The 14,496-nt window shown below is 62.7% G+C and carries 6 protein-coding genes; 1 reads left to right on the forward strand and 5 read right to left on the reverse strand.

Features of this window, described 5'->3' with window-relative positions; translation table 11 throughout:
* Positions 1 to 28 precede the first annotated feature (28 nt).
* Both DLM86_RS23455 and DLM86_RS23460 read right to left on the reverse strand, forming a co-directional pair.
* Positions 29 to 4,321 carry a discoidin domain-containing protein gene (locus DLM86_RS23455; protein ID WP_110842500.1) on the reverse strand — a complete coding sequence of 1,431 codons (4,293 nt, stop codon included), beginning with the start codon at positions 4,319 to 4,321 and terminating at the stop codon, positions 29 to 31.
* Positions 4,322 to 4,434: 113 nt separating this feature from the next.
* Positions 4,435 to 8,043: a DUF4855 domain-containing protein gene (locus tag DLM86_RS23460; RefSeq protein ID WP_110842501.1), complete on the reverse strand. Its 3,609-nt coding sequence runs from the start codon at positions 8,041 to 8,043 to the stop codon at positions 4,435 to 4,437.
* 587 nt (positions 8,044 to 8,630) lie between these two features.
* Here DLM86_RS23460 and DLM86_RS23465 point away from each other — a divergent pair.
* Positions 8,631 to 9,980: a glycosyltransferase gene (locus DLM86_RS23465; protein WP_158289629.1), complete on the forward strand. Its 1,350-nt coding sequence runs from the start codon at positions 8,631 to 8,633 to the stop codon at positions 9,978 to 9,980.
* A gap of 40 nt (positions 9,981 to 10,020) precedes the next feature.
* On the opposite strand, the gene DLM86_RS23470 is transcribed toward DLM86_RS23465, so the two are convergent.
* From DLM86_RS23470 to DLM86_RS23480, 3 genes are all read right to left on the reverse strand, one after another.
* The gene (locus DLM86_RS23470; RefSeq protein ID WP_110842503.1) at positions 10,021 to 12,513 is read right to left on the reverse strand and encodes a DNA internalization-related competence protein ComEC/Rec2; all 2,493 of its coding nucleotides are present in this window, start codon (positions 12,511 to 12,513) and stop codon (positions 10,021 to 10,023) included.
* 64 nt (positions 12,514 to 12,577) lie between these two features.
* Positions 12,578 to 13,090 (reverse strand): deoxycytidylate deaminase, encoded by a 513-nt coding sequence (locus DLM86_RS23475; protein ID WP_110842504.1) that lies wholly within the window; start codon positions 13,088 to 13,090, stop codon positions 12,578 to 12,580.
* Positions 13,091 to 13,106: 16 nt separating this feature from the next.
* The gene (locus tag DLM86_RS23480; RefSeq protein ID WP_110842505.1) at positions 13,107 to 14,399 is read right to left on the reverse strand and encodes a homocysteine synthase; all 1,293 of its coding nucleotides are present in this window, start codon (positions 14,397 to 14,399) and stop codon (positions 13,107 to 13,109) included.
* Between the last annotated feature and the right edge of the window lie 97 nt (positions 14,400 to 14,496).

Here is a 14,496-nt window from a genome sequence, read left to right on the forward strand (position 1 = left end):
CGGTTTCGACGGAATCGTATGGGCTCGCTCAGTCGGCGTCTGCGGAGGCCGCGTCCGGCTCCGATTCGGCTTCGCCGCCGGTCCACGCTGGAATCAGCGCGTTGGCATCGGCGAGCAGGGCGGTACGAGCCGCTTCGGAAACCGCATCGCTCCCGTCCGCCTTGTCGAGCCGCTTCACCACATCCCGCATCGCCGTGGCGGCCTGCTTGAGCTTGCCGTTCCGCTCGTGCTTCGCCGCGGCGTCCAAGCTGCGGGACAGCTTGTCGCGCAGCGATCCGCTTATGTCGCCGGATTCGAAATAAACGTCCGACAGCCGCTCCATCGAGGCGATGCTCGTCCGCATGGTGAAGGATATTACGGTCCGGGAAACGTTGCCGGCGTCATCCGTCGCTTCGATGCGCACCTCATGCGCTCCCAAGCGGCCCGCCAGCAGCAGCGGCGTGCCCGGCACGTAACGCTGTCCGTCCACCGTAACCGCGACCCCGGCGACGCCGGACGCCGGATCGGCGGCTTGCGCCTCCAGCACGAGCGGTTCGCCGTCGAGGAAGCCGGCCCCCTCCGTCAACGGAACGCCGTTCGCGGTCGCGGCGATCGTCGGAGCCGTCCGGTCAATGCGAACGAGAACGGACTTCGCCGCCTCCAAGTTGCCGGCCTTGTCCGCGGAACGGTACAACAAGTCATGCACGCCGTCCGTTGCGAGCACGATCGGGCCCGTATACGGCCGCCAGCTCGTTCCCCCGTCCGCGCTGTATTCCGTTCGGCCGATGCCGGACCGGTCGTCTTGGGCGGACATCGCGACGGTTGCGGGGCGGACGTACCAGCCGTTTCGCCCGTCCGGCTGCGGAGGCGTTACGGCCGCCGTCGTCACCGGAGGCGTCTTGTCGTTCTCGCGGTCGATCGATTCCTGCAGCAGAACGACGAGCTCCCGCAGCTTGCCGATCGAGCTTTCGTAGTCGTACGGGAACCGGTCCAGCATATCCTGCACCCGGTTTCTTAGCCCGGCGTCGCCTTGGCCCGAAGCGAGCATAGCTTCCGCTTCGCGAGCCAGCTCCACATAGTCGCCCCATACGCCTTGTCCGTACACTTCGAATTCGAATATCGAATAACCGTAAATCGTCCCTCTTTCGATTCCTTGAAGCTTGACGTATCGGGCTTCCGTCGGGGCGAACGCAATCGTCTCGACCCCGCCCTTGCCTTCGACCGCCCCGTCGTCGGCTTTTACGTTGCGCCATTGCTCGCCGTCGTCGGATACGTAAAGCTTGTACGTTTTGGCGAACGCATTTTCCCACTTGATCACGACGCTGTTGATCGGCTGCCGTCCGCCGAGATCGACGAGGAACCATTGATCGTCCGCAAAGGCGCTCGCCCACCGGGTGCCCGCATTCCCGTCGACGGCCTGATCCGCGGATAGGTGGGGCGCCTCGTTCGCCGACGATTCCGCCCGCTTGTTCAGCGCCAAGTTGTTGCCGTCGAAGCTGACCGCCTTGTTGTACACCGTCACATTGTCGACGACGCCCTTGAAGGAACGGGTGGCGCTTCCGATTTTGCCAATCGGCAGCACCAGCGTATCGATCCGGGGAGTAGCACCGTTCGTGACCCACAATTTCTCCACGTATTCGTTTCCGTTGACGTACAGCGACACGCCTTTGTTGTCTCCCGTCAGCAGCAAATGCGTCCATCGCTCCGCCGGTACCTCGTATTGGAACGTGCTGTGATAATGCTCCTTGGAGAAGCCGAGCTTCCCGGACGTCCCTTGCTTCAGCTTCACTTGGCCGACGGGCGATTCGAGCAGCACCGCATCGTCCGGATTGTCGGCGTCCGGCTTCACCCACATGGACGCCGTCCACCCGAAGCCCAACGCTTCCAGCGGCGTTTGGACGTAGCTTTCTCCTCCGTTCAAACGCACGCCTTTGCCGAATTTTCCGTCCGTCACCGATACGTTCTTGCCTTCCCCGGCATAGCCGTTGCCGGATTCGTCGGCGAAGCCGTTCTCGAACCGGTACCGGATGACGCTGCCGTCTTCGTTCGAGACTTGCAGCTTGCGGGAAATGTTCGCGTTCGGCGCCTCCCCGATCCGCGCCGCCGCTGCCGCGTACGCGTTGTAGTCGGCGTCCTCCCGGCTTCCCGTCCACATTTTCTCGGACAACACCTGCACGGCGGGAAACAGCCGGTCGTGGGAATCGTCCATGGACAACCCGCTCGCGTCCGAAATGTCGTTCCAAAGCGCGATCATGGCGCCCTTCAGCTTCGGATGGCCGTACGGCAGCGTCGTATCGCTAAACACGTTCGGCTCCCATTTCTCGTACATGAACTTCGGGTCCATATATTCTTTGAACAAGCGGGGGACAAGGTACATATAGCTGTTCTCGGTGTTGATGATGTCGTAGCCGAGATCGATCGCCTGCCGGGCATCCCCGTAGGGTACGTGCCAAACGTTCATCGCGGCCCGGTTGCTTACGGGCGTCGTCCCGTTGTACTCCGTCATGCCGCCCCACAGGTGGGGACGCTTGCCCTTGTCGTCGATATGCCGGATGAGCGTGTCCATGTAGCCGCGGAACACTTCTTTGTCGCTGCCCCAATATTCGTCCGTGCCGATATGGACGTCGGGGCCGATGAAGGTCGGATTGTCGCCGTCGATATATTCGTCGAACAAGCTTTTGACGAACTCGACCGTCTTCGGCCTCGTAATGTCGAGATGCGGACCGGTACCGAGCGAAGGATCGAACGCGGTGAACGCTCGGGAATGGCCCGGCGTATCGATCTCCGGCACGACGTTGACGCCGTAATCCGCGCCGAGCCGCTGCAGATCGCGGAACTCCGCTTTGGTGTAAAACCCGTTCTTGCTCGCAAGCCCCGGGTACGTCTCGCTCTCCAGCCGGTAAGCCGCAGTCGTGCCGTCCAAGAACGGCGTCCCCACATCGTCGTTCAGATGAATTTGAAAATGGTTCATCTTGTACCACGACAGCAGCTTGACGTACTGTCTCAAAAAGTCGATCGTGTAAAACTTCCGGGCCACGTCGATCATGAGCCCGCGCATTTCGTACTTCGGGTAGTCCCTCGCCGTCCCTTTCGGAATTCGGGCATGCCGTCCATCCTGCTTCAAGATTTGCAGTGCCGTTCTCGTCCCGAAAAAGACGCCCGTCGCGTCGGACGACGCAATCGCGACGTGATCGTCGACATCGAAGACGTATCCTTCATGTCCGAGCGAGCCCAGCGTATCGTCGATCGACAAATACAAGTCCCCCGGCTGCGGGGAGCCGTAGACGATTGCCGCATCGACGTTCGCGATATCCCGCAAATCTTCCTTCGTTTGCTCCGCCGCCTTGCGCAGGGCGTCCCGATCCGCCGGCTCGACCACGATCCGCGAAGCGGGGGTCAGTGTGAAATCGCCGGTCCGGCCGTACCATTCGCGCAGCGAAGGGACGACCTTCGGCTCCACGTTCCGATCGTCCGTCTGCGTATATCGTCCCGGAACGAAGACCGGAACGTTGCCGGTCACACCCTTTTGGCCGGGATCGTTCGTCTTCTCCACTTGGAACAGCAGATTGACGTTCGTATCGACGAGCGGCGCGTGAACGTTCCCTTCCCGGTCGATGACGGGCAGGCGGTCGCTGCCGTATACGGACACGGTGTAGCCCTCGGGTACGTCGGGCAAGACGATTTTCGTCTGACCTTGCGCGATTGGCGGTATTCGGGTAATGCCCTTCACGATTTTGGGCAGGTCGCCGGCATCGTACACTTCGAACTCGAAGAACGAATAGCCGTAATAAATGCCGTCCACCGGCGCCCGCTTCACACCTTGAAATTTGACGTACCGCGCTTGCACGTCGTCGAAATCGACCGTTTCCGTCCCGCCTCTGCACACGATTTCGGCATCGCCGCCGAGGACGTTCGTCCAATGCTCCGCATCGGTCGAAACGTACAGCTTGTATTTGCTGGCGGGCGTCTGCCACTTCAAGACGACACGGTTGATCGTAAATGCCGCGCCGAGGTCGACATAGAACCATTGATCGTCCTGCAGGGCGGACGACCATCTCGTGCTGCCGTTGCCGTCGACGGCATTGGCCGGACCGAGCCATTCCACTTCGCTGCCCGAGGCGTATACCGCTTTATGCACGGCCAAATTGACGCCGACCCGGGAATCGTCGGCCGTGTGCAGGACGATATTGGGAACGGTTTCATAAACGGACCGCGAAACCGAATCCGCCGGGGAAGCGCCGTCGTCCGTCCGCCCCTCCTCGGCTGCCGCTAGCGGCATAGCACTCGTGAACAGCCCGAACAAAAGCGCCATTGACAACCAGATGGGAATCGTTCTCCTCATCGTGCTCTCCTCCTTATTAACCTCCCCGATGAAAGGGGCATGGGCGAACGCCCGCCCTGCGAAGCGGAAGGAAGCCCGCTTCGTCTCGGACAGGCGCGTCCGATGCCGACTTGTTATAGCGCCCGGGCGTCACGCAGCAGCACGGCCGCCGCTTCGTTCGAGATGTGCTTGCCTGCTTGCGCCTCCACTTCGTGGATAAAGCCTGTCACATTGCCCGCTTCAAGCTTTTTGAGCAAGCTTGTCGCGATTCCTTTGTTGTCGATCCGGCCGGCGCTTCGGAACCGTTCCACGAGCGCCTTCAAGCCGTCTATGCCGGCGGCGGTTTCGAACCGTACCGTTCGGGTGGCGATGTTGCCCGCCAAATCGGCGGCCGTCACCGTGAACTCATGCATGCCGAGCTCCAGCTCGTACAGGACGACCGCCGTTCCGGCCCGCACCGGCCTTCCGTCCAATCGCGCAACCGTGGCGGCCTCGTCCGTACCCGAGCCGTCGTCGGCCGCCGTGAACGCCGCAGCGATCTCGTCGGCGCTGGCGTACGTTCGTCCGTCGACCGGCTCGGCGATCGCGATGACGGGACCGGTCCCGTCGACGGCGAAGCGAATCGTTTGAGGCGCTTCCGCGTTCCCTTGCCGGTCCGTCGACCGGTAGCTGACACCGTAGGTGCCGTCCGCGGCGAACACAAGAGGGCCCGTATACGCGTGCCATACCGTTCCGCCGTCCAAGCTGTATACCGTTTCCGTCACGGTCGACGCCTCGTCCCGCGCCGTCAGCGTTACCGTAACCGACTGCCGGTACCAGCCGTTCCGTCCGTCCGGCCGGTCCGGCGTCACGACGGCCGTCGTGACCGGAGCCGTCCGATCGTCGCTCTTGTACTCGAACGACACTTTCGCCGGCTCGTTCATTCCTTCGGCGGTCGCCCATACCTCGTAAACGCCTTGCAGATCGCCGGGAAGCGGGAAGTCGATCCGGAAGCCGCCCGTCTCCGCAACGGTCGCCTTGCCGGCGTCATGAACGTTTCCTTGCGGATCGACCACTTTCAAGTTCACATCGACGAGCTTGCCGTCCATGGACAACCCTTCGACGGTCACCCGCTTGCTCGATGCGCCGATCGACGCCTGCAGCCCGTCGATGGCCGGAATCGCCGCCTTCGGGTTCAAATCGTACACGCCGAATTCATAGAACGAATAACCGTAAAACGTTTCCCGTTCGATGCCGACGAACCGGATATAACGCGCCTTGGTCGGCTCGAAGCGAATCGTGTTTTTGCCGTCCTGCGCCGTCAACCTCCCGCCGTTTTCCGACGTGACGCTGCGCCAGCTTTGCTTGTCGTCGGACACGAGCAGCCGGAACGTCTTCGCCCGGGCGTATTCCCAATCGATCCGGACCGTATCCATCTCGACCGAATCGCCGAGATCGACTTGGAACCACGTATCGTCGACCGTATGGCTCGCCCACCGCGTGGCGGGGAAGCCGTCGACGGCTTTGCCGGCCGCAAGCGCCGCAAGCCCGCCTTCCACCGAGGACGCCTCTGCCGGCTTGTCCTGCGCCAAGCTTCCGATCGTGTAATAAACGCCTTCTTTCAGCGCATTGTACGCTCCCGGCGAGATACCCTGCTCTTGTCGGAGACGATCGAGCGCCGTATTGAAGCCTTTGACGTATTTCGTCGCCTCGGCCTCGTCCCGCCCTTCGAACCGCTTCATCATCTCCAGATGGGATTTCAGCGCGCGGTAGCCGTCGGCGTTCGGAAGCTCCCCGCCGGCGCGGTATTCGTCGACCTGCTTCATCAGGCCGGAGGCGGTCGCGCCCGCTTCGATTACGTATGACGTCGTTTTCGTCTTGCCCGCCGCCGCCGTGACGCTCAGCTCGTGCTTGCCGGCCTTGCCGTTCAGATCGATCTCCGTCCCCGCCGCATACGGCTTGCCGTCGAATTTGGCGGTCACTTGAACGAGCCCGCTTCCGTCGTCATCTTGGATCTCCCACGTGAATCGCACGTTTTCCGTATCCGGTACGACGACGCCGCTTTGCAGCGGCTGCCCGTTCATCCGGACTTCCACCTCGGGCGGAGCGGAGTCGTTCGGCTGGTACGTGCCCTTCACGAACTGGTACAGCCAGTCGTACAAAACGCGCGTCGAAGGCGTCGCGCTGAGCGCCGTGTCGTACACGGCGTTATTCCCTTGATAGTACGCTTTGAAGCCGTTTTGCATCAGTCCGGTCTCGACGCCGCTGTTCAAATAATCGACGAACCGCTCGCGGAACACGCCGTCGTTTACCATCCGATCGTCAAATTCAAGCTCGAGCGACATCCCGTACCGTTTCGCGATATTCGCCGCGTCTTCCAGCCGCTCGTCCCCCATCTCCTCGAAGAAGTAGTTGGGCTGGAACGCCGCCGCGTCGATTCCGACTTCTTTCCACATATACGACTTGTAGGCCAGGAAGTGCGGAATCCAAAAAAACTTCAAATTCGCCGCGTGGACGATATCGCCGGCCGCCTTGACGGTCGCGGGACCGTCGGACGATGTGCTGATCTGCTCCTCCAGCCAATACAGGCCGACGAGCTCGAGGCGGCTGTACGACTTGGTCGCCCATAGCTGCCGGGCTTGATCGACGTACCATTGGATCGCCTTCGCCCGGTTGCAGAGCGCCGCCTCGGCGCCTACGGCGGATGCATTGAAGTTTTCCGATACGCCGTCGCCGTCGACGTCCCCGAAGTCCGTCATCCATTCGCCCGGATCCGGGATCATCAGGACCACTTTCGTTTTATGCGCCGGATCGTTCAGCTTCGCGCCGACCTCCGCCGTCGCGGCGTTCAGCTGATCCATGTCGCCGCCGGCCGCGAACGTCTTGTTCAAATACCACGTCCAGTCGTTTAGGTTCGCGCTTCCGTTGAACCCGCGCCCTTCCGGCGTTTGCAAGCCCAGATACAGAACGCCGTCGAACATCCAGTCCGTCGGCTCGCCGGATCGGTTCACGTAGCTGATGTTGGGAACGATCCGCTCCTTGCTCCAGTCGCCTTTGCCTTGCGGATAATGGCCGTTATAGAACAAAGCGAGATGACGGATTCCCCCCGTCGCTTCTCCCGGCGGCAGCAAGCCGACCGGCTCGGCGGGAACGGCTTCCGCACCGGCGAGCTTGCCGTCCGCGCCCGCGATCTCGATCTCGTCGATCAGCGTGTGCGCTCTCGTATGCATGGAGAAGGCGACCTTTACGTACCGCGCGTAAGCCATCGACGCGCCCGGCTTGCTCTTGATGCCGTCCGCCGCGCCGTCCCACGCGTACGTTTCGTCTCGCGGCGGACCGTCCCCCCACAGCAGCTGCGTCGCCTTATGGGTGAGCAAGCCCCAATGGACGTTATCGTCGGAGACGTACATCGACACCGTCAAAGGCACGAGCGTCTCGTTCGTCGGCCAATCCTGCAAAAACCGCGCTTTGATTTGCGAAATCGATTTGGAGCCGCCCAGGTCGAAGGTGACCTCGCGCGTCATCCCTTTCACATGCCCGACCCATGCCGGGTCCGAGACGTTCAGCGCGCCGCGCTTGCCGTCCGTCAGCTTCCGGGCGCCGTCGGGACGGCTCGCCTCCGGCTGCTCCGACCATTGGTAATCGAGACCGGCCGCCAAATTCCGAATGGCGGGCTTCGCTTCCTCCGCCTGCGCATGAGGCGTCGACGCGAATACGATCGCCGCCGCGACGGCGATGGCCGCCCATTTGTTCCTCGCTCCCATTCCAACTCTCTCCTTTACGTTCCGAATGGATATCTTGTCGAATGCGACTAACGGTCGTTCGTTTCACTTTTCGCCGTCTCGACCCCCTCCTTTCCCGGCACCGCCGCACGAATCGTTGGAATCGCTTTCAAAAAAGGCCCGCACTATTACAATAGGAGACGGGCGCGGCGATGCAAAGAGATTACTCATGACTTTCATATACACTTTTTTACTTCGGCCGCGAAGACGAGCCCGTCATCCACTAATAAGCGACTCGGCTTCGATGCGAGAGCGGACGCCTCCGCATGAGCTGCAAAGTTTTGTGAACGTTGCCGTGTCATCCGCCCGCGAGCCCCGACGCCTGCCGAGCATATAGTGTCATGACGAATACGATTGCGCCTTGTCGAAAGGAAACGGCGCAAGGAGGTGCCGCGATGACACCCAAACGGCGACCGAAAACGAAACGTCGCCCTCCGTACCGAACAAACCGAAGACGCGCCAAAAATCGGGTAACGAAAAGGAGGAAAATGAGGAACACAACGTCGTCGCGCCGCTTGCGCCTGCTCAGAAGAAGATCGGGCGGCGCCACACGAAAAAGGCGTCTGCGCATGAGCCGCGCCGCGCCCGCGCGAGCCCGGGAGGCGCTTCCCCTCGTCCCGAAGCTGGAGCTGCCGGCAGTCGCCCATTACGACCCGCAAACGTCGAATCCCGGGAACGCCGACAAAAAGCTGACCATTTTCTATTTGGTGCACCAGTTTTATCCCGACTCCTATACCGGGACCGAGAAGTTCGTGCTGACGATGGCCAGGACGATGATTCGCAACGGTCATCGCGTCAAAGTCGTGACGCACAGCGGGGGAGATCCCGACGGCTTCCCGTCCGCCCACGGCGAAGTCGTCTTTCGGGAGTACGACCATGAAGGCGTGCCCGTCCTTGCTTATCGGCACAAGCAGCTGGACCCGGCGCTCTCCTTCGACATCGGAAATGCGGATCTGTCCGCTTTCGCGGATGTCGTCTTGGCCCGGGAGCGGCCCGACATCGTCCATTTCGGTCATCCGATGCGGGCGATGGAATTCATGCAGGCGTGCCAGCGCGGAGGCGTGCCGTACATCGTCACGTTGACGGATTTCTGGTTTATTTGCCCGAAAGGCATTATGCTTCACGCGAACCGCAACCTGTGCGCGGGACCCGAGCAAGGCGAAGCGTGCCTGCGCCATTGCCAAATTGCGGGCGTCCCCAATCGGCTCGCCTCGCACATTCCTTTGCTGCAAGGCGCCCGAAAAATCGTGTCTCCCTCGACGTTTCTCGCCTCGATGATGAAAGCCTCGCTGCCGGATCTTCCGATCGAGGCGTTGAATCACGGCATTCATCGCGATCCGGCGCTCGCCAACCGCAAAACGTACCGGCGCGGCGACAAGCTGACGCTGTTCTACGGAGGATCGCTCAACGAGCATAAAGGGGTGCATCTCCTATTGGAAGCGATGTCCCGCATCCGATCGAACCGGCTGAGGCTGAAAATATACGGCTCCGGGCCAGCGGCCTACACGGAGTCGCTGCGGCAGGCGGCGGCCAAAGACCGCCGAGTCGAGCTGTGCGGACCGTACGCCGAAAGCGATATTCCGGGCATGTATCAACAAGTCGACGTTGCCGTCGTTCCTTCCGTCTGGTACGAAAACTATCCGTTGGCGCTTCATGAAGCGCTCTCCTACCACGTGCCGGCGATCGTATCGGCCGCGGGCGGCATGGCGGAAAGCGTGCGGGACGGAGTTAACGGGTACACGTTCCGATTGGGCGACGCCGGACATTTGGCCGAACGAATACGGGCGCTTTTGGCCAACCCCGAGCTTCTGAATGCGCTAAAAGCCAACTTGAGCAGTCAACCGATCGCAACGCCCGAGCAGGAAGCCGCCTCCTATGAAACGATCTACTACACTCACGCTTCGAGGGATCCGAAGTAAAGGAGGAAAAGCCGCGAATGTCGCGGCTTTTTCGCTTTTTTCAAAGCTTCGTTTCGACCTTCACCCCGTCCTCTGTCACCGTAAAAACGATCTCGCCGTCCCGGTCGGTCCGGTACGTCTCACCTCCCGAGCGGGCAAGGCGCTCCAACACGCCCGGATTCGGGTGTCCGTACGCGTTGTTCAGGCCGACGGAAACGACGGATAGGCGCGGACGCCAATAGGCCAGCCATTCGTCGGTCGTCGACGTTTTGCTGCCGTGATGGGCGACCTTGAGCACGTCGACCGACGGCGGAGGAGCGGCTCCGTTCCTTTTCAGCGCCGCCAGCAGCTCACCCTCCCGCTTCGCGTCCATGTCGCCCGTGAATAAAAACGTCGTCTCCCGCATGCGCATCAGCAGGACGACCGACTCGCCGTTCTGCTCCTCCTCGATTCGCAGCGGCTCGTCCGGCCCGGGGCCTCCCGCATCCAGAACGGTCAGCTCGGTATGGCGGTCGACCGGGATTCGCCCGCCCTCCGGCAGCGTGACGATGTCGGCTCCGCGCCGCATCGCCGTCTCGAACAGCTTGCGCGACGAATCGTTTCCTTTCCACGTCCCGTTCATCGCGACGGCGCGCACCGGGATTTGCTCGACGACCGCCTGCAGCCCCCCGATATGGTCCTGGTCCTGGTGGGTGGCGACGACCAGGTCGAGACGGTGGACGCCACGCTGCTTGAGCAGCGGGACGAGCAGCTTGCCGCCGACCTCGTACGGATCGCGCCGCTCCTTCCACTCGTCTCCCGGCTTGCGGAACGTCACCGTCCCGCCTCCGTCGACGAGGACGTGGCGGCCCTGCGGCGTCCGGATCAAGATCGCGTCGCCTTGGCCGACGTCGAGAACGTGGACGCGGCCGTCGCGGCTTCGGACGTCCGGGTCGTAGCCGTACGCGAGCAGCACGAGCAGAGCCGCTACCGCGGACACCGCGACGGCCGGCTTGCCGCGCTCCCGCCAGGCGGCCGCACCGGCAAAGGCGAGCGCCAGCGCCGCGTAAAAGGCGGCGACCCACCAGAGCGCCGGCTTCGGCCAGACGAGCCGCAGCGGGTCGTGCTCGGCCCCCGTGCCGACGATTCGGAACGTCGCGTCGTTCAGCCGGACGACGAGCCAGCCGATCGCGCCCCCGGCGGGCGTCGACACCGCTCCCGCCAGCAGCGCGATCGTCCCGAGCGGCAGCACGACGAAGCTGACGAACGGCACGAGCAGGAAGTTCGCGAACCCCGACAGCAGCGAGATGCCGTTGAAGTAGTAGACGGTCACCGGAAACGAGATGAGCTGAGCGACGACCGTCACCGAGATCGCCGAATTGAGCGCCGCGGGACGGACCGGGAGCAGCTTCGAGAACCGGGGGACGCCGAGAATCAAGCCTAGAGTCACGAGGAACGACAGCTGAAAGCTGACGTCGTGCAAGTAATACGGGTCCCACAGCAGCATCAGAACGGCGGCCAGCCCGATGACGTTGAGCGCGTCTTTCCAAATTCCCCTTCTCGCCGCATACAGCCCGATCATCGCCATCAAGCCGGCGCGGACGGCCGACGGCGAGCCTCCCGACAAGGCGATATAAAACGGCACGAGCGCGAGCGCGACGGTCAGCGTCTTCTCCCGCGTCAGCCCGAACAGCCGAAGCAGCCATAGGCAGCCGGCGACGAACACGGCGACGTGCAGGCCGGATATGGCCAAAATGTGCGTCAGGCCGAGAAGCGAAAACTGCCGGTACAAATCCGGGTCCATGTCGTCGGTCAAGCCGAGCACGAGACTCTTCAAATAGCCGGCGTCCGCCCCTTCCGGGAACAGCCGGTCGAATACGCCGCCGAGACGGCTTCGCAGGTCGTCGTTCCAGCGAAGCGCCCTCTGCGCGGCGGAGGCGCCCGGGGCGTCACCGGCTTGTCCGTCGCTCCCGGCTTCTTCGCCGACCCGTACGGCATCGGTTCCTTTCGCCGACAGCTGCCAATGAATATGGTTGCGGTACAAGTAGAGCCGGTAGTCGAAGCCGCCGAAATTGCGCGCGGCACCGGGCGGCTTCAGCGTCCCCGCAAGCTTGATCGCGTCTCCCCGCCCCCAATGCTTCGCCGCATCCTGCTCCTCCCGCTTCAGCAGGCGGATCGACACCTGCACTCGCTCGTCGATCTCCTCTCCGGCGTCCGTCCCGTTCGTCCGGATGCGGGCCGCCCGCATCGCGAACGCGACCCGATCCCCGTCCACCGTTACGGCCGAGGCGATCGTCCCGGTCAAGACGGCGTCCCACTGCTCCGTTTCGGCGGAAGGCGGGACGATCGACGAGACGTTGCGGGCGTCGTAGCCTTGGTAATAAGACGCCGCCGCGACCAGCAGCAGCGCGCAGCCGACCGCCCGGCGGAACGGCACCGCGAGCAAGGCGGCCATCATCGCCAGCGCGGCGGCGATCGCCGCCATTCTCCACGACAGGACGCCGGCGGGCAGCCGGCTGCCGATCGCGGTCCCCGCCGCCCATGCGACGGCAAGCCACGTCAATGGCCGATTCATAACAAAAAAAGCACCTCCCTTTCGGATCGAAAGGAGGTGCTTCCCCGCATTTCTTATCGTCGAATCAATTGGTCACTTCGCCGGCAATGCCCGCCGGCGCCGTATAGTCCGCCAGCTGGCGGAAGCGGATGCCCCGCGTCGCCATCATCTCCGTCACCTTGTCGCGATCCTTCGGATACGGACGGTGGTAGACGATTTCCGCCACGCCGCTGTTGGCGAGCATGTTGGCGCACGTCCAGCACGGCTGGTCGGTCACGTAGACGGTCGAGCCTTCCCGGTCGCGCCGGTCGGTGAACAGCAGCAAATTTTGCTCCGCATGGATCGTCCGGATGCATCGCTGCTTTTTCACCATCTCCTCGCGGCCGTCGACGTGCTTCACCTCGTACTCCTCGACCAGCATGCAGCCGGCTTCGGAGCAGTCGGGAACGCCCATCGGCGCGCCGTTGTAGGCGGAGCCGAGCAGCTTCTTCCCTTGCACGAGGACGGCGCCGACGCGCCTGCGCGAGCATTGCGAGCGGGTGGACGCCATGTAGGCGATGTCCATGAAGTACGTGTCCCAATCCTTGCGCATCGTCATGACCGCACTCGTCCGATCACGCTTGGCTGGCCCGGATCGCCTGATCCAGATCGTGCAGGATGTCGTCGATGCCCTCCGTGCCGACCGACAGCCGGATCATGCCCGGCGTCACCCCGGTCGACAGCAGCTCCTCGCCTTCAAGCTGGCTGTGCGTCGTGCTGGCCGGATGGATGATGAGCGACTTCGAGTCGCCGACGTTCGCGAGATGCGAAAACAGCTTCACGTTGTTGATGACTTTCTGCCCGGCTTCCACGCCGCCCTTGATGCCGAACGTCAGGATGGCGCCTTGGCCTTTGGGCAAATATTTCTGAGCCAGCTTGTACGACGGATGGCTCTCGAGTCCCGTATAGCTGACCCATTCGACGGCCGGATGCGTCTCCAAAAACTTGGCGACGGCGAGCGCGTTCGAGCTGTGGCGCTCCATCCGCAGGTGGAGCGTCTCCAGACCTTGCAGCAGCAGGAACGAGTTGAACGGCGAAATCGTCGCGCCGATGTCGCGGGCGAGCTGCACGCGCGCTTTGATAATATAAGCGATCGGGCCGACCGCGTCCGCGTACACGACGCCGTGGTAGCTCGGATCCGGCTCGGTCAAGCCCGGGAACTTGCCGCTCGCCTTCCAGTCGAACTTGCCGCCGTCGACGATGACGCCGCCGATCGACGTGCCGTGGCCGCCGATGAACTTCGTCGCCGAATGGACGACGATGTCCGCGCCGTGCTCGATCGGACGGAGCAGGTACGGGCTCGGGAACGTGTTGTCGATAATGAGCGGAACGCCGTTGTCGTGCGCGATCTTCGCGACCGCTTCGATGTCGAGCACGTCGCCCTTCGGATTGCCGATCGACTCCGCGTACACCGCTTTCGTCTTCGGCGTAATCGCCTTGCGGAAGTTTTCCGGGTCGGACGGGTCGACGAACTTGACGTTGATGCCGAGCTTCGGCAGCGTGATGGCGAACAGGTTGTATGTACCGCCGTACAGGCTGCTCGCCGAGACGATCTCGTCGCCCGCGCCCGCGATGTTCAAAATCGAATACGTGATGGCGGCTTGTCCGGAAGACGTCGACAGCGCGCCGACGCCGCCCTCGAGCGCCGCGATGCGCTTCTCGAACACGTCCGAGGTCGGGTTCATCAGGCGGGTGTAGATGTTGCCGAACTCCTTGAGCGCGAACAGGTTCGCCGCGTGCTCCGTGTCGCGGAAGCCGTACGAGGTCGTCTGGTAGATCGGAACCGCGCGCGATTGGGTGGTCGGATCGATTTCTTGGCCGGCGTGTACGGCCAGCGTGTCCAGCGAAAGCTTGCGTTGCTCGGTCATGGGTAAACGGTTCCTCCTTCGGATAGCCGATAAATGATAACGTCCTCATTGTCTCATATTTGGTACCAATTGAAAAGATAATGCCGGATCGGGCTCC

Origin of the sequence: Paenibacillus flagellatus, assembly GCF_003217775.1 — a bacterium.
In the GTDB taxonomy this organism is placed as follows: Bacteria; Bacillota; Bacilli; order Paenibacillales; family NBRC-103111; genus Paenibacillus_AB; species Paenibacillus_AB flagellatus.